General features: G+C 72.5%; 15 protein-coding genes and 2 tRNA genes. 5 read left to right on the top strand and 12 right to left on the bottom strand.

From position 1 onward, the window contains the following. Nucleotides 1–8 precede the first annotated feature (8 nt). Entirely contained in the window at nt 9–1,598 is a 1,590-nt protein-coding gene (locus MRBLMG1_RS25860; protein ID WP_367826517.1) for an MDR family MFS transporter, read from the top strand. 129 nt (nt 1,599–1,727) lie between these two features. Here MRBLMG1_RS25860 and MRBLMG1_RS25855 read toward each other — a convergent pair whose 3' ends face one another. From MRBLMG1_RS25855 to MRBLMG1_RS25810, 10 genes are all read right to left on the bottom strand, one after another. After that, the gene (locus tag MRBLMG1_RS25855; RefSeq protein WP_367826516.1) at nt 1,728–2,501 is read right to left on the bottom strand and encodes a TetR/AcrR family transcriptional regulator; all 774 of its coding nucleotides are present in this window, start codon (nt 2,499–2,501) and stop codon (nt 1,728–1,730) included. A 35-nt stretch (nt 2,502–2,536) separates the two neighbouring features. Continuing rightward, nucleotides 2,537–4,060 (bottom strand): MFS transporter, encoded by a 1,524-nt coding sequence (locus MRBLMG1_RS25850; RefSeq protein ID WP_367826515.1) that lies wholly within the window; start codon nt 4,058–4,060, stop codon nt 2,537–2,539. 88 nt (nt 4,061–4,148) lie between these two features. Then, nucleotides 4,149–6,308, bottom strand: a complete 2,160-nt coding sequence (locus MRBLMG1_RS25845) for a glycosyltransferase family 39 protein (RefSeq protein WP_367826514.1) — start codon at nt 6,306–6,308, stop codon at nt 4,149–4,151. Beyond that, complete coding sequence (locus tag MRBLMG1_RS25840) at nt 6,305–7,693, bottom strand: glycosyltransferase (protein ID WP_367826513.1); 1,389 nt, start codon at nt 7,691–7,693, stop codon at nt 6,305–6,307. The genes MRBLMG1_RS25845 and MRBLMG1_RS25840 overlap by 4 nt, the downstream gene beginning before the upstream one ends. Beyond that, nucleotides 7,690–9,219 (bottom strand): sensor histidine kinase, encoded by a 1,530-nt coding sequence (locus tag MRBLMG1_RS25835; RefSeq protein ID WP_367826512.1) that lies wholly within the window; start codon nt 9,217–9,219, stop codon nt 7,690–7,692. The genes MRBLMG1_RS25840 and MRBLMG1_RS25835 overlap by 4 nt, the downstream gene beginning before the upstream one ends. A gap of 5 nt (nt 9,220–9,224) precedes the next feature. Then, nucleotides 9,225–9,980 (bottom strand): response regulator transcription factor, encoded by a 756-nt coding sequence (locus tag MRBLMG1_RS25830; protein ID WP_367826511.1) that lies wholly within the window; start codon nt 9,978–9,980, stop codon nt 9,225–9,227. 68 nt (nt 9,981–10,048) lie between these two features. Continuing rightward, the gene (locus MRBLMG1_RS25825) at nt 10,049–10,939 is read right to left on the bottom strand and encodes an amidohydrolase family protein (protein ID WP_367826510.1); all 891 of its coding nucleotides are present in this window, start codon (nt 10,937–10,939) and stop codon (nt 10,049–10,051) included. Next, nucleotides 10,926–11,261 carry an antibiotic biosynthesis monooxygenase family protein gene (locus MRBLMG1_RS25820; RefSeq protein ID WP_367826509.1) on the bottom strand — a complete coding sequence of 112 codons (336 nt, stop codon included), beginning with the start codon at nt 11,259–11,261 and terminating at the stop codon, nt 10,926–10,928. Before MRBLMG1_RS25820 ends, MRBLMG1_RS25825 begins: the two co-directional genes overlap by 14 nt. An 85-nt stretch (nt 11,262–11,346) precedes the next feature. Continuing rightward, nucleotides 11,347–12,216: a DUF2797 domain-containing protein gene (locus MRBLMG1_RS25815; protein WP_367826508.1), complete on the bottom strand. Its 870-nt coding sequence runs from the start codon at nt 12,214–12,216 to the stop codon at nt 11,347–11,349. Nucleotides 12,217–12,370: 154 nt separating this feature from the next. After that, complete coding sequence (locus MRBLMG1_RS25810) at nt 12,371–13,207, bottom strand: BRO family protein (protein ID WP_367826507.1); 837 nt, start codon at nt 13,205–13,207, stop codon at nt 12,371–12,373. A 120-nt stretch (nt 13,208–13,327) separates the two neighbouring features. Between MRBLMG1_RS25810 and sigJ the strand changes: the two genes are divergently transcribed. Beyond that, entirely contained in the window at nt 13,328–14,275 is a 948-nt protein-coding gene (gene sigJ / locus MRBLMG1_RS25805; RefSeq protein WP_367826506.1) for an RNA polymerase sigma factor SigJ, read from the top strand. 104 nt (nt 14,276–14,379) lie between these two features. Next, on the top strand, nt 14,380–15,567 hold the full coding sequence (locus MRBLMG1_RS25800) for an NAD(P)/FAD-dependent oxidoreductase (RefSeq protein WP_367826505.1): 1,188 nt from the start codon (nt 14,380–14,382) through the stop codon (nt 15,565–15,567). Between the two features lie 680 nt (nt 15,568–16,247). Here MRBLMG1_RS25800 and MRBLMG1_RS25795 read toward each other — a convergent pair. Then, nucleotides 16,248–16,320, bottom strand: a tRNA-Arg gene (locus tag MRBLMG1_RS25795). 282 nt (nt 16,321–16,602) lie between these two features. Continuing rightward, nucleotides 16,603–16,693: transfer RNA gene (locus MRBLMG1_RS25790), tRNA-Ser, on the bottom strand. 260 nt (nt 16,694–16,953) lie between these two features. Between MRBLMG1_RS25790 and MRBLMG1_RS25785 the strand changes: the two genes are divergently transcribed. Next, on the top strand, nt 16,954–17,376 hold the full coding sequence (locus MRBLMG1_RS25785; protein WP_367826504.1) for an SSI family serine proteinase inhibitor: 423 nt from the start codon (nt 16,954–16,956) through the stop codon (nt 17,374–17,376). Between the two features lie 112 nt (nt 17,377–17,488). Next, nucleotides 17,489–19,707 (top strand): PAS domain-containing protein (locus MRBLMG1_RS25780; protein ID WP_367826503.1); only part of this gene is annotated, 2,219 nt, incomplete at its 3' end.

The raw sequence follows: 19,707 nt of genomic DNA, 5'->3' as shown, positions 1-19,707 counted from the left end.
GGAAGTTCATGGCTACGACCACGCCCGACACCGGTGTGCGGGACGGTGTCACCGGCAGCGGCGGCGACGCCGCCCCGATGACGCACCGGCAGATCATGGAAGCGCTGTCCGGGCTGCTGCTCGGCATGTTCGTCGCCATCCTGTCCTCGACGATCGTCTCCAACGCCCTCCCCCAGATCATCACCGACCTCGACGGCGGCCAGTCCGCGTACACCTGGGTGGTCACCGCCGCCCTCCTGGCGATGACCGCGACCACCCCGCTCTGGGGCAAGCTCGCCGACCTCTTCTCCAAGAAGCTGCTCGTCCAGATGGCCCTGGTCATCTACGTGGCGGGCTCGGTCGTCGCCGGCCTCTCGCAGAGCACCGGCATGCTCATAGCCTGCCGGGTCGTCCAGGGCATCGGCGTCGGCGGTCTGACCGCCCTCTCGCAGATCATCCTGGCCGCGATGATCGCCCCGCGTGAGCGCGGCCGCTACAGCGGCTACCTCGGTGCGACCTTCGCCGTCGCCACCGTCGGCGGCCCCCTGCTCGGCGGCGTCATCACCGACACCGACTGGCTCGGCTGGCGCTGGTGCTTCTACGTCGGCGTGCCCTTCGCGATCATCGCGCTGATCGTCCTGCAGAAGACCCTCAACCTCCCCGTCGTGAAGCGTCAGGTCAAGGTCGACTGGGCCGGCGCCGTCTTCATCAGCGCCGCCGTCTCGTTGCTCCTGATCTGGGTCACCTTCGCGGGCGACAAGTACGACTGGATGTCCTGGCAGACGGCCGTCATGGTCCTCGGCGCGGTCGCGCTCGGCGGACTCTTCGTCCTCGTCGAGTCGAGGGCGAGCGAGCCGATCATCCCGCTCCGCCTCTTCCGCAACCGCACGATCACCCTGGCCTCGCTCGCGTCGCTCTTCGTGGGTGTCGCGATGTTCGCCGGCACGGTCTTCTTCAGCCAGTACTTCCAGCTGGCCCGGAACGAGTCGCCGACGATGTCCGGCGTCCTCACCATCCCGATGATCGCGGGCCTGTTCGTCTCCTCCACCGTCTCCGGCCTGATCATCACCAAGACCGGAAAGTGGAAGGCGTGGCTGGTCAGCGGCGGCGCCCTGGCGGCCGGCGGCCTCGGTCTGCTCGGCACCATCCGCTACGACACGACGTACTGGCACATCGCCGTCTTCATGGCGGTCCTGGGCCTCGGCCTCGGCATGATGATGCAGAACCTGGTGCTCTGCACCCAGAACCAGGTGGCCCCCGCCGACCTCGGCGCCGCCTCCTCCGTCGTCACCTTCTTCCGCTCCCTCGGCGGTGCGATCGGCGTCTCGGCGCTGGGCGCGGTCATGGCCCACCGGGTCACGGACTACGTCAAGGACGGTCTGGCCGAGCTCGGCCCGAAGGCCGCGGGCGCCATGGGCCAGGGCGGCTCGGGCGGCGGCATCCCCGACATGGACAAGCTGCCGGCCCCGATCCGCACGGTCATGGAGAGCGCGTACGGACACGGTGTCGCGGACGTCTTCCTCTACTCGGCGCCGTTCGCGCTGCTCGCCTTCGTGGTGACCCTGTTCATCAAGGAAGTCGCGCTGAAGAGCAACACCGTGAAGGGCGACGCCGAGTAGCAGAGCTCCCGGGCGCGCTTCGAGCGGAGGCGCGGCCGGGTCGAGTACGGAGCGGCGGGCAGGGGACGGCCCGCCGCTCCGTCATGTCCGGCGTCAGGTCCGCCGTCATGTCCGGCGTCAGGTCCGCCGTCAGCTGCCTGGGGCCTCGCGCGCGACCATGACCTCGATGCCGGCGATCAGGACGTCCAGCGCGTAGTCGAAGTCGCGGTCCCAGATGACGCTGAGGCTGTCGTGCGAGGTCCGTTCGTCCAGGATCTCCTTCAGGCCCTCGACCCGCTTCGTGAGGTCCGGGTCGTTCCGGAAGGCGTTCACCGAGTCCACGTAGAACTCGTCCTGCGACATGCCGGCCTCCGCGGCCCGCCGGCCGAACTGGGACTCGACCGTCCCGTAGCCGTACACGAACTGGAAGACCGCCGACATCGCGCTCGGCCGGCGGTCCAGCGACAGGCCGGTCTCCGCGACCGTGTCGTGGATCTTCTGGCCGACGGCGATCGAGTTCGGGCCGATGTTCAGGTACTGGCCGACGCTCGGCGACATCCAGGCGTGGCGGACCAGCATCCGCCGGTAGTCCAGGGCGAGCAGACGGATCCGGTCCCGCCAGTCGCCGGCGGCGTCGACCGCCGCGAGGTCGATCTCCCCGTACACGCTGTCCATGGCGTACTCGAGGATGTCGTCCTTGGTGTCCACGTACCAGTACAGGGACATCGCGGTGACGTTCAGCTCGGTGGCGAGCTTGCGCATCGACAGCTTGGCCAGGCCCTCCTCGTCGAGCATCCGGATCGAGGCGGCGACGATCCGGTCCCGGTCGAGCCCGGCGGGGCCGCCGCCGCCGCGGGCGGCCCTGTTCTCCAGCCAGACGCTGGAACGCGCCGGGTTCTTGGCCCGATCGGCTGCCTTGACCATCGCGTTCCTCCGTCTGTCAGCGGTCCGTCACCATGCTAGGCAGCGACCGGCTTCTCGGCGCCCGCGGCCTTCTCCGCGCGCTCGGCCGCGGCCTTCTCCACGCGCTCGGCCCGGTGGAGGAGGGCACCGGCGACCAGGCCGCCGACGAAGACGGCGACGGCGCCGACCAGCTGGCTGGTCTGGAGGCCGGAGGCGAACGCGTCGGAGATCTCCCGGCGCTCGGCCTCGCCGCCGGCGGCGGCCAGGGCGGCCGGGAGCGAGGTCGCGGTGACGGCGACGAGCGCGGCGAAGCGGGCGTTGAGCACGGCTCCGAGGACGGCGACGCCGAGGCCGTTGCCGAACTCGGCGAGGGTGCCGTTGATCCCGGCCCCCACACCGGCCTTCTCCGGCGGGATCGAGCTCATGATCGCGTTGGCCATGGCCGGGGAGGAGACGGCGATGCCGCCGCCCATCAGGACCAGACCGAGGAGCATGCCCGCGTAACCGCCGTCCGTGCCGCCGCCGAGCAGCGAGATCGAGGTGAGGCCGGCGGCCACCAGGGTCATGCCGACGACGACGGTGGGCGGGGTGCCGAGCTTCATGACGATCCGCGGGCCGACGCCGGTCAGGTTGAGGCCGACGATCGTCAGCGCCAGCGGCGCCATCCGCAGCCCCGCCTCCAGGGGTTCGTACCCGAGCACGAACTGGAGGTGCTGGGTCAGCAGGAAGAGCGAGCCGCCCATGCCGAAGACGACCAGGATCGAGCCGCCGATGGCGCCGACGAACTTCTGGTTGCGGAAGAAGTGCATGTCGAGCATCGGGTACGGGGTGCGCAGCTCCCACAGGGCGAAGGCGCCGAGGCCGGCGACGCCGACGGCGGCCGGGACCAGGACCTCGGTGGAGAGCCAGCCGTGCTCGGGGCCGCTGATGATCGCGTACACGACGGCGGTCATGCCGACGGTGGAGAGCAGCGCGCCGAGCAGGTCGGGGCGCTCGCCCTGGGGGTTCTTGGACTCGGGGACCAGCTTGAGGACGGCGACGAGCGCGACGACGGCGACCGGGATGTTGATCAGGAAGATCATTCCCCACCAGAAGTGGTTCAGGATCACCCCGCCGATCAGCGGGCCGCCGGCGAAGCCGAGCGAGGCGACGGTCGACCAGAGCGCGATGGCCTTGACCCGCTCGGAGTCGTCGAAGATCTGCATGACGACGGCGAGCGTGGTGGTCATGAGGAGCGCGCCGCCGACGCCCATGCCCGCGCGGGCGGCGATCAGCTGCGTGGTGGAGTCGGCGAGGCCGGCGGCGAGCGAGCCGAGGCCGAAGAGCGCCAGGCCGATGGCGAGCATCTTCTTGCGGCCGTAGCGGTCGGCGGCGTTGCCCGCGCTGAGCAGCAGGCCGGACTGGACGAGCGAGTAGGCGTTGATCATCCACTGGATGTCGGTGGTGGACGCGTGGAGTTCGGAGGTCAGCGAGGGGATGGCGACGCTGAGCACGGTGTTGTCGAGCAGCACGGTGAGCTGGGCGAGGCAGATGACGCCGAGGATCAGCCAGCGCTGCGGATGTCCGCCGGTAGCTGTCATGGGACGGGGCTCCTATACGGTGTACGGGGGTGAGTCTCGTACACCGTACAAGGAGTCTCGTACGGTGTATAGGAGTTATGTCCCGGGGCTACTTCTCCTGCGTCAGGTCGTAGAAGGTGGCGCCGCCGATCGTGGTCTGCTCGAACGTCTCCGCGACCCACGCGGAGATCTCGGAGTTGCCCCCACCGGGACCGCCGCCCATGCGGCCGCCGTCCTCACCGCCTTGACCGCCGCCCTCACCGCTTCCGATGAAGTAGTGGATCCGGCCCTCGGCGACGTACTGCTTGAACTGGGCGAGCGTCGGGGACGGGTCGCTGCCGTTGAAGCCGCCGATCGCCATGACCGGCTTCTCCGTGGCGAGCTGGTAACTGGCGGCGTTCTGCGCGCCGACCGTGGCCGCGACCCAGGTGTACGCGTCGGCGTCCGCGAGGAGGGCGGTCTTCGCCTCCGTGCCGACACTGGCGCCGTTGAGGAGGCCGCCCATGCCGCCGCCGGGGCCGGGGCGCTCGCCCTGGGCCATCCCCTGGGGCGGGGTTCCTGCGGGCATCCCCCGCCCCTGCCCCTGACCACCGGGGGTCTGACGACCGGGGATCTGACCACCAGGCATCTGGCCGCCGGGCATCTGGCCGCCGGGCATCTGACCGTCCTGACCACCAGGCATCTGACCGGCCTGGCCGCCCGGCGGGATCATCCCGCCGTCCTCGAACATCCGGCCGCCGCCCGGGCCGCGACCGCCCATCGCCGCACCCGCGGGGCCCGCCGTGACGATCGAGCCCTGGTGTCCGGCGTTCACCGTCTCCAGCGTGTACGCGAAGGGGCCCGCGAGCCCGGAGACCAGGCCGAGGCCCGCCACCGCGAGCCCGAGGCGGCGGTCGGTGCGGCCCGCGCACAGCAGCCCGAGCGCGGCCACCGCGCCCGAGACCAGGACCGTCCACCGCAGCCACGGCAGCCAGTCCGGGGTGCGGCCGAGGAGCGTCCAGCCCCACCAGGCCGTGGCCGCCACCGTCACGGAGAGCGCCGCCGAGGCGAACCACCGGGTGCGCTCCTCCCACAGCACGGCCGCGCCCATGCCGACGAGCGCGGCGACGTACGGGGCCAGGGCCACCGTGTAGTACTCGTGGAAGATGCCGGCCATGAAGCTGAAGACGGCGAGGGTGATCAGGAGCGAGCCGCCCCACGCCAGGAACGCCGAGCGGGCCGTGTCGGTCCGGGGCGCCCGCCAAGTGACGACGAGGCCCGCGACCAGCAGGATCAGCGCGGCCGGGAGCAGCCAGGAGATCTGACCGCCGATCGAGTCGCCGAACATCCGGCCGATCCCGGTCTCGCCCCATCCGCCGCCCTGCCCGCCGCCGCGGCCACCACCGCCGACGCTGCCGGTCTCGTTGCCGTTGATGCGGCCGAGGCCGTTGTAGCCGAAGGTCAGCTCAAGGAAGCTGTTGTTCTGCGAGCCTCCGACGTACGGGCGCGAGGACGCAGGCCACAGCTCGACCAGCGCCACCCACCAGCCCGCCGAGACGAGCACCGCGAGCCCGGCGAGGGCCAGTCGGCCGATCCGGCGGCCGAGCGCGCCCGGCGCGCACACCCCGTACACGAGGGCGAGCGGCGGCAGGATCAGGAAGGCCTGGAGGGTCTTCGCGAGGAACGCGAACCCGAAGGCCACCCCCGCCCACACCAGCCACTTCGCGCCCTTCTCCTGCTCCAGGGCGCGCAGCACGCAGTACACGGCGACCGTCATGAGCAGCGCGAGCAGCGCGTCCGGGTTGTTGAAGCGGAACATCAGCGCGGCGACCGGCGTCAGCGCGAGGACCGCCCCCGCGATCAGACCCGCACCGGCACCGAAGCGGCGCCGGACGGCCGCGTAGAGCACCGCGACCGTCCCCACGCCCATGAGCACCTCGGGCACGAGGATCTGCCAGGAGCCGAGCCCGAAGAGGCGGACGGAGAGCGCCATCGGCCACAGCGCGGCCGGCGGCTTGTCGACGGTGATGGCGTTGGCCGCGTCGAGGGAGCCGAAGAAGAACGCCTTCCAGCTCTCGCCACCCGCCTGGACGGCCGCGGAGTAGAAGGAGTTGGCGTACCCGGAGGCGCTCAGGTTCCACAGGTACAGCAGCGTGGTGGCGACGAGCAGGCCGAGGAAGGCGGGTCGGACCCAGGGGGCGTCCTCGGCGCGCCCGCGCCACAGGCGGGCGAGCCGGCCGCTCCCGGTCGCGGCACGGGCCGCCGGGGCCGTCGGGGACAGGGTGGTCATCGTTCGTTCCTTGCCGAGGTCGTCGAGGTCTGCGAGGTGGGCCGGTCGGGGAAGACCCAGAGCCGGAAGAGGAGGAAGCGCAGGACGGTCGCCGCGAGGTTGGCGACGATCAGGACGGCGAGCTCCGTGGAGTGCGCCGGATCGCCCGTCGCCGCGCCGAGCGCCGCGAGCGAACCGCTGGTCAGGGCCAGTCCGATGGCGAAGACCACGAGCCCCTGAGCCTGGTGGCGCACCGCCCGGTCCCGGCCCCGCACCCCGAAGGTGAGGCGCCGGTTGGCCGCCGTGTTGGCGACGGCCGAGACGAGGAGCGCGCCGGCGTTGGCGAGTTGCGGGCCCAGGCCCAGCCGGAAGGCCGAGTACAGCGCCAGGTAGAACAGCGTGGACAGCACGCCGACCACGCAGAAGCCGACCAGCTGGCGCGCGAGCCCGCCCGGCACACCGCTCAGGTCGCGGTCCCGGGGGTCGTCGCCGAAGGGCCGGGCGAGCCGGTCCAACGGCAGCGAACCGGTCGCGAGCGCCCGCCCGACCCGCAGCACGCCCTTCAGGTCGTCGGTCGCCGTCTTCACGATGTGCACGGTCGAGTCGGGGTCGTCGACCCAGTCGACCGGCACCTCGTGGATGCGCAGCCCGGCCCGCTCGGCGAGGACCAGCATCTCGGTGTCGAAGAACCAGCCGGTGTCCTCGACCATCGGGAGGAGCCGCTCGGCGACCTCCCGCCGGATCGCCTTGAATCCGCACTGCGCGTCGGAGAACCGGGCGGCGAGCGAGCCGCGCAGGATCAGGTTGTACGCCCGCGAGACGAATTCGCGCTTCGGCCCGCGCACCACCCGCGAGGAGCGGGCGAGCCGGGAGCCGATCGCCAGGTCGGAGTGGCCCGAGATGAGCGGCGCGACCAGCGGGAGCAGCGCGTTCAGGTCCGTCGACAGGTCGACGTCCATGTAGGCGAGGACGGGCGCGTCCGAGCCCGACCACACCGTCCGCAGCGCCCGGCCGCGCCCCTTCTGCTCAAGCCGTACGGAGCGCACCTCGGGCACCTCCGCGGCGAGGGCCGCGGCGACCTCGGGGGTCGTGTCGGTGGAGGCGTTGTCGGCGACGGTGATGCGGAAGCCGTACGGGAAGGTCCTGAGGAGGTGCTCGTGGAGCCGGCGGACGCACGGCTCCAGGTCCTTCTCCTCGTTGTAGACGGGGATCACCACGTCCAGGACGGGCCGTCCGGCGGCGCTCACCGGCAGGTGCTCCCTGGCGGGCAGGGCGTCGGCCCTTCCGCCGGACGTTCCGCCGGGCCTTTCCTCGGACCGTCCGTCAGGCCTTCCGGAGGCCGCGGACCCGGGTACCGCGATCGTTGTGGTTCGCATGGCACCGACATTCGCCGGGGCCGCTGTCACGCCTGTGTGATGAGCCTGTGCCCCGCCTGTGAGTCCTCGGCCGCGGGCAGGCGCACCGCGAACACGGTGCGCCCCGGGAGGCTTTCGACGCCCACGTCGCCGCCGTGCGCGTGGACGACCGCGCGCACGATGGCGAGCCCGAGACCGGTGGATCCGGCGTGCCGGGAACGGGAGGCGTCGCCGCGCGCGAAACGCTCGAAGACCGTGGGCAGCAGGTCCGGCGGGATGCCGGGGCCGTCGTCCTCGATCTCGACCAACACCGCCGAGCCACCCGTACGAACCCGGGCGGTGACCTTCGTACCGGGCGGGGTGTGGGTACGGGCGTTGGCGAGGAGGTTGACCAGGACCTGCTGGAGCCGGGCGCCGTCGGCCCGTACGGCCGCGGTGTCCCCTGCGTCCGTGGGCAGTTCGAGGCGCCAGTGGTGCTCGGACCCGGCGGCACGGGCGTCGCTCACCGCGTCCACGACGAGCGGGACGAGGTCGGTCGTCTCGTACGAGAGCGGGCGCCCGGCGTCGAGCCGGGCGAGCAGCAGCAGGTCCTCCACCAGGCCCGTCATCCGGGTCGCCTCGGACTCGATCCTGCCCAGCGCGTGCCGGGTGTCGGGCCCGCACTCCTCCCGGCCGCGCCGGGTGAGCTCGGCGTACCCCCGGATCGAGGCGAGCGGGGTGCGCAGTTCGTGGCTGGCGTCGGCGACGAACTGCCGCACCCTGGTCTCGCTCTGCTGGCGGGCGTCGAGGGCCGAGTGGACGTGGTCGAGCATCCGGTTCAGGGCCGCGCCGACCTGCCCGACCTCGGTCCGCGGATCGGCCTCCGCGTCCGGGACGCGCTGGTGCAGCGCCACCTCGCCGCTGTGCAGCGGCAGCCGGGCGACCTGACGGGCCGTGATGGCGACCCGCCGCAGCGGGCGCAGCGCCACCCGCACGAGCACCGTCCCGGCGAGCGAGGCCGCGACGAGCCCGGCGCCGGTGACGCTCAGCTCGACGAGCACGAGGGTGGACAGGGCGTCCTCCACCTCCGCGAGCGGTATGCCGGTGAGGAACTCGCCGTGGGCCCCCGCGGCGTATTCGACGCGGTACGAGCCGAGGCCGCCGGGCAGCTCGACGGTGTGCGGCCGGCTGTCCCGGGGGACGGCGGCGAGCGCGGCCCGCTGGGCCGCGTCGAGCTCCTTGACGCGGAACTTGGGGCCGTACACGCCGCTGTCGTCGGCCTCCGCCTGGTATCCGGCGGAGGAGACCACTCCGCCCGTGAGCACGGCGCCGAGCGTGCCGCTCGGCACGCCCGGCCCGACGACGAAGGCGAGCGGCTCGCGGTCCCGCGCCGGATCGGGCGCGGGCATGGCGGCCGGCGGCCCGGCGGCCCGGTTCGAGACGGCCCGCACCTGCTCATCGGCCTGGTCGTACAGGTACGACCGGAACGCGATCGTCGTCACCGTCCCGATCACCGCCGCGACGACCGCGATCAGCGCGACCGCCGACACGACGAGCCGGGTCCGCAGCGACCAGGGCCGCCCACGTCGTCCGCGCACGGGGGCTACTCCCCCGGCTTGATGAGATAACCGGCCCCGCGCCGGGTGTGGATCATCGGGGACCGGCCCAGGTCGATCTTCCGGCGGAGGTAGGAGATGTAGAGCTCGACGACGTTGGCCTGGCCGCCGAAGTCGTACGACCAGACCCGGTCCAGGATCTGCGCCTTGCTGAGGACCCGGCGCGGATTGCGCATGAGGTAGCGCAGCAGCTCGAACTCGGTGGCGGTGAGATGGATCGAGTCCCCACCCCGGGTGACCTCGTGGCTGTCCTCGTCGAGGGTGAGGTCCCCGACGGTGAGCAGCGACTCGCTGCGCGCCTGCGCGGCCCCCGACCTGCGGATGAGTCCGCGCAGCCGGGCCACCACCTCCTCCAGGCTGAAGGGCTTGGTGACGTAGTCGTCGCCGCCCGCCGTGAGCCCGGCGATCCGGTCCTCGACGGCGTCCTTCGCCGTCAGGAACAGCACCGGTACGTCGGGCAGTTCACGCCGGATCCGGCCGAGCAGGCTCAGCCCGTCGACGTCGGGCAGCATGATGTCGAGGATCACCACATCGGGCCGGAACGCGCGCGCGGTCCGCAGGGCCGCGGCCCCGTCCCCCGCGCTGCGGACCTGCCAGCCCTCGTAGCGCAGGGCCATGGAGAGCAGCTCGGAGAGCGAGGCCTCGTCGTCGACGACGAGGACGCGGACGGCGGTGCCGTCGGCACGGAGCATGTCGGCACGGGTGCCGACGCCGGCGCTGGTGCTTCGCGTGGTCACGGTCATGGCACCCACGCTGTCCGGCGCCGCTGAGATCCCCCTTTCCCTTTCCTGTGAATTCCCTGAGAAAGGCCTCAGACGACGGGCGACGGGGGTTTCACGTGAAACAACGCGGCCCCGTTCTCGTACAGGACCCGCCGGAGCCAGTCGTCCCCGAGCCCGAGCCGTTCCAGGGCGTCGAGCTGGTGGACGTACGGATACGGGATGTTCGGGAAGTCCGAGCCGAGGAGGATACGGTCGCCGAGGTCGAGCAGCCGCTTGTGCTCGGCCACCGGGAACGGCGCGAGCCGCTCGCTGAAGTCGGTGAAGGCCATGGTGGTGTCCAGACGGACGCCCTCGTACCGCTGCGCCAGGTTCAGGAAGTCGCCGTACTCCGGCATCCCCATGTGCGCGACGATCACCCGCAGCCTCGGGTGCCGGGCGAGCAGCCGCCACATCGGCCCCGGCCCGGTGAAGTTCCCCGGGGTCGGCCCGGAGCCGCAGTGCACGACGACGGGGGTGCCGCTGTCGGCGAGGGCTCCCCACGAACTGTCGAGCGCGATGTCCGTCGGGTCGAACCCGCCCACCTGGAGGTGCACCTTGAAGACCCGCGCCCCGGCGTCGAGCGCCTGGTGGACGTACTTGTTCACCCCCGGCTCGGGAAAGAGGGTCGCGGTGTGCAGGCAGTCGGGGGTGCGGGCGGCGAAGTCGGCGGCCCAGGAGTTCAGCCAGGCGGCCATGCCGGGCTTGTGCGGGTAGAGCATCGCCGTGAAGGCGATCGCGCCGAACCCGCGCAGGAGCGCGAGCCGCCGTTCCTCCTCCTCGCGGTAGGTGATGGGCCACTCCATGCCGGTCAGCGGACCGACGGCGTCGAAGTACGCCCACACCTTGTCGAGGACGTTCTGCGGCATGAAGTGCGTGTGCACGTCCACGAGCCCGGGGATCCCGAGCCGCCGCAGCAACGCCTCCGTCTCACTCGCGCTCAAAGCCGTAGCTCCGCTCGACCTTGCCGATGTGGACGCTGTAGCTCTCGTACCAGTGCTCCCGCCCGTGTGCCTTGGCCGCCTGGTGCTCGGTGTCGAGGCGCCAGGCGTCGAGCGCCTCCAGATCGCGGAAGTAGGCCACGGTGATGCCGATGCCGCCGGGGGTACGGGCCGACTCGTAGCCGAGGAAACCGGGGACCTCCCGGACGATCTCCTGCATCCGGACGGCGGTCTCGGCGTAGCCCTCGGGGGCGTCGGGACGGACGGAAGTGAACACAGCGGTGTAGTAGGGCGGTTCGAGGCCCGCCACCAGTTTCGGGGTCATGTGATCACCCTCGCCGGGGTGGCCGCGGGATGTCCACGGCACCCGGCGAAAGGGATCCAAGACTTTACGAAGGGCGCCACGGGGCTCAGAACAGCCCCTCCTGGGCGTTCCCGAGCACCGGAACCGCCGCCGCCGTCACCGGCACCGAGAAGCCCTCCCCCGCCCCGGCGGCCTCCAGGACCCAGCCGCCCATGACCCGGGTGTCGAGGGCGAGGCAGCGCCCGTCCGGGGCCAGGAGGTGCAGGTCGGGGCCGGCGGCGGCGAGCAACCGGCCGGTGACGACGCCGCCGTCGACCAGTTCGGCGACCGTGCCGGCGAGCGGCGGCAGCCCGTCCAGGTGGAACGCACCGGCATGGTCGCGCGGAGCGAACTCCAGCGGCTCCAGGGTCTCCGCCCACCCGCCGACGCCCCCGGCCCGCCGGTGCAGTTCCCCCACCTCGCGGGCGCGCTCACCGGCGAGCGGCAGCGCGTGCCGCACGGCCCGCTTCCGCTCGTACGCCACCCGGTCCGGCACCCCGAGGGCCTGCCGCAGCACCTCCTCGGTGCGCCGTGCCGCCATCAGCGGGCCGCGGCCGAGCCAGCTGAACGTGACGGCCCCCTGCTCCAGGAGCCGCGCCTCACCCCGGGCCTCCGCCGTGATGCCGACCTTGGTCATCCCGGGCCCGAACCACGCCAGGTAGACGCGGTACGGCTGCGGATCGTCGGCGACGGTGTCCGCGGCGACCGAATGGGCCCGGTCGAGCCGCGCGCACTCCGGGCACCGCCCACCCGTGGCCCGCCCCGGCACCACGGCCTCCAGCGGGCACGGGTTCCCCCGCGCCCCCGGGCACCGCCGCACACCCACGGCCCGGAACGCGAGCTCCTGCCCGTATCCGAGCGCGCTCACCTTCCCGCCCCGCCACCGCAGCCCCGGCACCCCACCGGCCCAGCCCAGCCCCCGACACCGCCACTCCACGGCCCGCACCTCCTCACACCCTCCCCGGTCGCCCGATCATCGGGGCGCGGCACCCGGGCCCTCGTCCCGGTATCCAGTCTCGGGCAACGCTCCCCCGGCCCCTCCCGGCCCCTCTCTTCCCTTCTCTTCGCCTCCCCCTCCCCTCCCGGGCGGTTCACGGCAGGACGTAGATCCGGGCCCCGTCCGGGTCGGGGCCGCCGACCTCCCGCATGCAGCCGCGCTCGATGAGGAGCCGTACGCAGTCCCGTACGCGCTCTCCGGAGAGGCCGGTGCTGCGGGTGACGTCCTGGGCCCGGTAGCGGACTCCGCCCCGGACGAGCGCGGGCGCGAGGCAGGTGGCGACGGTCAGCACGTCCCCTGTGATCGCCCAGGACTCGACGAGCTCCTGAGGGGTGAGCTCGACGACGGAGTCCGAGGTGCGCTGGCGCGGAACGGCGAGCCGCTCAAGGGAGTCGGCGACCCTTGAGAGGCTGCACCGGGTCGCGCGCAGCAGCTCCGCGTACTCGGCGAACTCGGCGAACTCGGCACAGGCGGCCGCCCGTTCGTCGAACCGCCCTTCCAGTCGTACGAGGACGTCGACGAGGTCCGGCGGCAGCACGAACCCGGCGTCCACCGGCGAGTGTTCGAGCCGGTAGCCGCCGTCCCGCTGGACCGCCGCCACCATCTCCGCCGCCCACGCCCGGAACGGCCCGGCCTCGGGTCTCCGGCAGCCCCCGACGAGCTGGACGAGCCCCTGGAGGCTCACCATCCGGGCCGAGGCCCGGATGCCGCACCGGGCGAGTATCCCGGTGCCGCCGGCCAGCTCCCGCGCGGAAGCCAGGCACGTCGCCGGCAGCACCGCGCTTCGCAGCGCCTCCCGGGACCCGGCGTACCCCAGCCGCTTCGCCACGTCCGCGACGGGGAACCAGTACGAACCGTCCGGCGCGGTCAGCCGCCGCAGCCGGGCCCCGGTGGCCACCCGTACCAAGTCATCGATGTCGATCGCGTCCATCGATCATCACCTCCGCCTCGCAAGCTAGGCCGACGGCATATTCAACTGACATGCAAATCAGACAGGTTCACCCAAAAGGGGAACCTTGCCGAGCGGGGCACTCGGACTAAAATCCGAACCATGCCTCTGACCATGAACGACGTCGACCGGTTCGAGGCCTCCCGGCCCCGGCTGGAGGCCATCGCCTACCGCCTCCTCGGCTCCGCGAGCGAGGCCGAGGACGCCGTGCAGGACACCTTCCTGCGCTGGCAGGCCACCGAAGTCGACCGCATCGAGGTACCCGAGGCCTGGCTGACGAAAGTCCTCACCAACCTGTGCCTCAACCAGCTCACCTCGGCCCGCGCCCGGCGCGAGACCTACGTGGGCGAGTGGCTGCCCGAGCCACTGCTCTCCGGCGACCCGATGCTCGGTCCCGCCGACACCGCCGAGCAGCGCGAATCGGTGTCGTACGCGGTCCTCGCCGTCATGGAGCGCCTGTCCCCCAACGAGCGCGCGGTGTACGTGCTGCGGGAGGCGTTCGACTACCCGCACCGGGAGATCGCCGAGATCCTCGACATCACCGAGACCTCCTGCCAGCAGATCTTCCACCGCGCCAAGAAGCACGTCGCCGCCGGCAAGACCCGCACCGAGATCAGCGACGACGAGGCCCGGCGGATCGTCGAGGAGTTCCTCGCGGCCGCCACCACCGGCAAGACCGAGCCGCTCGTCCGGCTGCTCACCGCGGACGCCGTCGCGATCGGCGACGGCGGCGGCAAGGTCCCGGCCCGCGCCAGGGCGTTCGAGGGCGCCCTCGCGGTCGCGACGTTCCTGCGCGGCCTGTTCAAGCCGAGCACCGCCAAGCGCACCATCATCGGCGGCTCGCCCGACGTCTACGCCACGACGGCCAACGGCGCCCCCGCCGTCGTCGCGGTCCTCGACGGCCGGGTCGTCGGCATCATGTGCCTGGAGGTCGGCCCCGACGGCATCATCGCCTTCCGCAACCAGGTCAACCCCGACAAGCTCGACCGCGCGACGAGGATCTGGGCGGCCTCCGACCACGGCGCGCCCCTGATGGAAGCCGCCTTCTGACACCCCTCACCGCTATGTGACCTGCTTCACACTCGCCACCTGTCAGGAATCGACGGGCTGCCCGGTTCAAGGGTCGAAACAGCGAGCGAGACAGGAGCAGTCACATGCAGCAGCACCGCATCATCGTCCTCGGAGCCGGCTACACCGGAGCCATCGCCGCCGGGCGCCTCGCCAAGCAGCTGCACCGCGAGGACGTCGCCATCACCCTGGTGAACCCCGAGCCCGACTTCGTCGAGCGCGTCCGGCTGCACCAGCTGGCGGTCGGCCAGGACCTCAAGCCCCGGCCGTTCGGCGAGATGTTCGCGGGCACCGGCGTCGAACTGAAGCTCGCGACGGTGACCGCCGTCGACGCCGAGCGCCGCACCGTCACCGTCACCGCCCCGGGCGGCGCCGAGGAGCTGGAGTACGACACCCTCGTCTACGCCCTCGGCAGCGGCTGGGACACCCAGGGCGCCCCCGGCACCGCCGAGCACGCCCACGAGATCTCCAGCCGCCCCGGAGCGCTCCGGCTGCGCGACCGCCTGGCCGCCCTGGAGGCCGGACAGTCCGTGGTCGTCGTCGGCGGCGGCCTCACCGGCCTGGAGGCCGCGACCGAGATCGCCGAGGCCCGCCCCGACCTCGACGTCGCCCTCGCCGCCCGCGGCGGCCTCGGCGACTGGCTCTCACCCAAGGGCCGGCAGCACGTGCGGAAGGTCTTCGACCGCCTCGGCATCACCGCGCACGAGAACACCTCCGTCACCGGTGTCGAGGCCGACCGGGTCACCACCACCGACGGCCCCGTGCCCGCCGCCGTCACCGTCTGGACCACCGGCTTCGCGGTCCACCCCATCGCCCGCGCCACCACCCTCGACGTCACCGAGACCGGCCGCATCATCGTCGACGAGACCATGCGCTCGGTCTCCCACCCCGACGTGTACGCCGTCGGCGACGCCGCCCACGCCATGGGCCCCGGCGGCAAGCCGCTGCGCATGTCCTGCGCGTCGGGCTCCCCCATGGCCTGGCAGGCGGCCGACGCCATCGCCGCCCGCCTCACCGGCGGCAAGCTCCCGAAGACCGCCCCGCGCTACTTCAACCAGTGCATCTCGCTCGGCCGCCGCGAAGGCCTCATCCAGTACGTCACCGCCGACGACCGCGCGGTCAGCGCCGCCCTCACCGGCCGCCTCGCCGCCCGCTACAAGGAATTCATCTGCAAGTCCGCCGCCTGGAGCGTCGCCAACCCCACCCTCGGCGTCCCCACCCGCCGCCGCCACGCCCTGCGCCACCCGTCCACCCCCACCAAGACCCCCGCCTGACCCCGCCCACCGCCCCCCTCCACGGGGCCTCCCTCCCCCACCCCACCCGAACAACGCAAAAGGCCCGGACTCTCGTCCGGGCCTCTTGTCACTGTGCACTCGGCAGGATTCGAACCTGCTGAGGCCCTGGAGAGGCACTATCGGGCGGGGCCGGTTGCTGGGGTTGCGGTACGGAGTTGCTGTACCGCAGGATCCCGGCGGGGGTGACATTGGAACAGCATCGGTTGGTACGGCTGCTGGCTGGTAACGACGCCGCGCTACCCATGTCGTGTGGGACGGGACCGTTCCCGCAGAGCGGCTAGCCCTGATCTATGCGCGCCGACTTCGGCTCACACGGCGGAAGGGCACTGAGACTCTGGGGCTGGAACGAGCGGTGCAGCTCCTCGGCCAGCACGACCAGCCGGCGCGCCTCGGGCAGATCACAGCCGCCGATCGAGCATGGGTCTTCATGCTCTTCCTCACCGAAGACGCCAGCGCACTGGTCGTCTGCACTGGCGTACGGCCACGTGCTCGGTGACCGTAGACAACGACTCGCCGAAGACGGCCACCGCTTCAGGGCCATCGGCGGCAGCTACCTGCAGCGGCTTCTGAGTCGATCCCCGTACGAGCGGCAGGACGTTGATGTCACCTGCCGATGACAGAGGCCCCCTGGACGATGTCCAGGGGGCCTCTGATCTGTGTGCACTCGGCAGGATTCGAACCTGCAACCTTCTGATCCGTAGTCAGATGCTCTATCCGTTAAGCTACGAGTGCTTGTTTTTAGTTTTTGTCTTTGCTCCCCGGTCTTTCGACCCGCTCGCGGCGACAGGAAGAACATTACATGACTGCCGCCGCCATGTGAAATCCATTCCCCGCACCCGTTGTGACCTGCGAAAACGTGGGGATGGGGCGGGGTGGGGTGGAGGGGGGAGTGGGGGTGGTGAGGGGGGTTGGGGGGCGGGAATGGGGCGGAAAGAGACCGGGGTCACATGGGGGGAGTGGGTGGGGTGGAAACGGCCGAAGCCCCGGCCTTGGGGGCCGGGGCTTCGGTGGGGGCGGAGGCGGAGGGATTTGAACCCTCGATGGGCTTGAAGGCCCAAACCGCATTAGCAGTGCGGCGCCATAGACCGGACTAGGCGACGCCTCCTCGCACACCGCGCATGCGCGGTGGTGCGTGCAGATGATGACACAGACGAACCGGGTGTCACCAATCGATTCTCACCGTACTAGGCACGGGGGGTTCAGGGCAAAGCCCCGGGGTGGGTCGTGGCGTGGGTCCGCGGGGAGAGCCCGGGTTGCGTCCGCACGGAGCAACCCGGTTGCGCAACGCGGCGGCGGCGGGAGCGTTAGAGGGGGTGGGCGCGCGTGCGTCCGCGTGTGTCGTCACCTCGTTTCCGGGAGATCCGAATGCTGCGCAGCCTCGTCCTCGCGACCCTCGCCACCGCCGCCGGGACGGCCGGGTGGGGGCCGCTGCCGCCGCTGCCGCTGCTTTCGGGGCCGGAAACGCTGACGGTGACGGTCGAGAAGAGCGGGTATCCGGCGGCGGACGGCACGTTCGAGCTGACGTGCGACGGGCGGGCCGAGGGGAACCATCCGGCGGCGGAGGACGCCTGCAAGCGGCTGGAGCAGCTGGCGAAGGAGGGGGCGGACCCGTTCAAGTCGGTGCCGCAGGACGCGCTCTGTACGCAGGTGTACGGCGGGTCCGCGCTCGCGCACGTCACGGGCACCTGGCAGGGCCGAAAAGTCGACGCCCGGTTCTCCCGCGCGAACGGCTGCGAGATCGACCGCTGGGCGAACCTGGAGCCGGTCCTTCCGATCGTCCGGGGATGACGCCCGGAGGCTCCCTTAGACTCCCCTCAGTGACAGGCTGCGGCCCGAGGGGCAAGATGGGGCCGCGGTCGATGGGCAAGCACGTGCAGTGGGTCTGGGAGGAAGCGTCGTCGTGAGCAGCAGGCCATCCCGAGGCGCTGCTCGCCTCGCAGCGATACTCGACGCCCTTCCCGACGGCCTCGTGCTCGTCAACTGCAACGGCACGGTCGTCAACGCCAACACGATCGCCCTCGGCATGTTCGAGACGCCCGGTACCGCGCTCGTCGGCCGCGGCCTGCTCGATCTGCTGCCCGGCTTCGACTCGCGCCTCATCCCCGGCTCCATGCGCCGCCCCGAGGGCACCGACGAGCGGGGCCGTACCAAGCCGACCCGGATGATCGCCCGCCGCACCGACGGCAGCGAGTTCGCCGTCGAGGTGACCAGCGCCAGCCTGGAGGACGGCCGCGAGGCCTACGACTCGTACGGCGGCTACACCGGCGACGAGCTGCTCATGCTCGTCGTGCGGGACCTCACCGGCACCCTCGACACCGAGGCCGAACTCGCCCGCTCGCAGCGCCAGACCGAGATGATCCTGCGCGCCGCGGCCGAGGGCGTGGTCGGCACGGACACCGACGGCCGGGTCGTCCTGGTCAACCCCGCCGCCGCGCAGATCCTCGGCTACCGCGCCGGCGAGCTCGGCGGCCGGGAGCTGCACCCGCTGATCCTCGCGAAGCGCGCGGACGGCGAGCCGTTCCCGTACGAGGAGTCGCCGCTCGCCGACACGCTCAAGTCCGGCCGGAAGCACCGGGTCCGCGGGCAGGTCCTGTGGGCGAAGAAGGGCGACCGGGTGCCGGTCGACCTGACGACCGCTCCGGTGCGGGACGGGGACCAGCTCGTCGGCGCGGTGATGACCTTCACCGACCGCAGGCCGTACGAGGAGCTCGCCGAGCAGCACGCCGCCGAGCTCGCCGACCGTGCCGAGCGGCACGCGGCCGAGCGGGAGGCGCAGCAGGAGCTGTACGCCTCGCTGGCCGCCCGGCACGAGCAGCTGACGGCGGTCCTCGCCGAGTCGCTGCGCGGCCCCCTGGAGGAGCTGCGGACCCAGCTCGGCACCCTCGCCGCCGACGACGCCGGGCAGCTGTGGCCCGAGGCCAACCAGGTGCTGCACCACCTCGCCGCCGGGTACGCCCGGATGACGGCGCTCGTGGACAACGTCCTGGGCTACCAGCGCCTCGACGCGGGTGCGGAGGAGCTGGAGAAGCGGGTCGCGCTCCTCGACGGGGTCGTCACCGCCGGCATCGACGGGGCCGTCGAGCTGATCGGGCCCGGCCGCGCGCAGTTCGCGGTGCACGCGCCGCCGATCGAGGCCGAGATCGACCCGGTCCGGCTCGCGACCGCGCTCTCGCACCTCGTCGCGGACGTCGCCGGCGTCGACGCCACCGGCAAGAACCGGACCAACGCCCAGGGCACCGTGGCCGCCGACTCGACGATCGTCGTCGCGGCCGCACAGCGCGGTGACGTCGTACGCATCGAGGTCCGCGGCCCGTACGCGGGCGGCGACCCGGTCCACGGGCCCGTCGTGCGCGGCATCGTGGCGGCCCACGGCGGTGTCGTGCAGACCCACGAGGTGCCGGGCACGAGCGGCGGCGCGTACGTCCTCGAAGTGCCGCTCGGCGCCGGGCGCGGCACCGTCCCGGCCCCGCCGCGGAACGACGCGCCGGAGGGCGGTGGCGGCGGCCGTGAGGCCCTCGCCCTGCCCGCCCAGGCCACCTCGTCCGGCACGGGGACGAGCACGAGCCCGGGTACGGGTACAGGTGTGGGTGCGGGTGTGGGCTCCGGGGTCGGCGCGCGTGCCGATTCCAGCGCCGTCGCTGGTGCCGGTGCCGTCGCCGGTGCGGACGCCGTCCCGGTGCCGGCCTCCGGATCGGACACCTCCGGTGGTGGGCGGCGGCGGGCCCGGCGCGGTTCCACCGACGCCTTCCTGGAGAGCGCGGTCGCGCCCCAGGGTGAAAGCCGGGCGGGCGTCGAGCCCAGTGGGCGCCGCCGTGCGCGTACGGGAGAGGCCCCCGCTCCGGCCGAGATGATCCCGGCCCAGCAGAACGCGGCCGCCGACGCCGTCGTCGTCGCAACGGCCGGTGCCGCCGGGGTCCTCGACCCCGCGGGACGTGTGGAGCCCACCGGGCGCCGCCGTGGCCGGCCCGCCGAGGGTGCCGTGGTGACCGCCGCCGAGGGGGCGCAGAGTCGCGCCGCGCTGGGCGCCGCCGTGCCGCCGCAGGGAGTCGCCGTCGAGCCCGCGGGAGCGCCCGGCCTCGCCCGGGCCCTGCCGGCCGTCGCGTCCGGCGACGACACGCC

Source organism: Streptomyces sp. LMG1-1-1.1, from assembly GCF_040815545.1.
Lineage (GTDB): Bacteria > Actinomycetota > Actinomycetes > Streptomycetales > Streptomycetaceae > Streptomyces.
The sequence above is the reverse complement of the archived record's forward strand: the minus strand, read 5'-3'. Positions and strand labels throughout refer to the sequence as shown.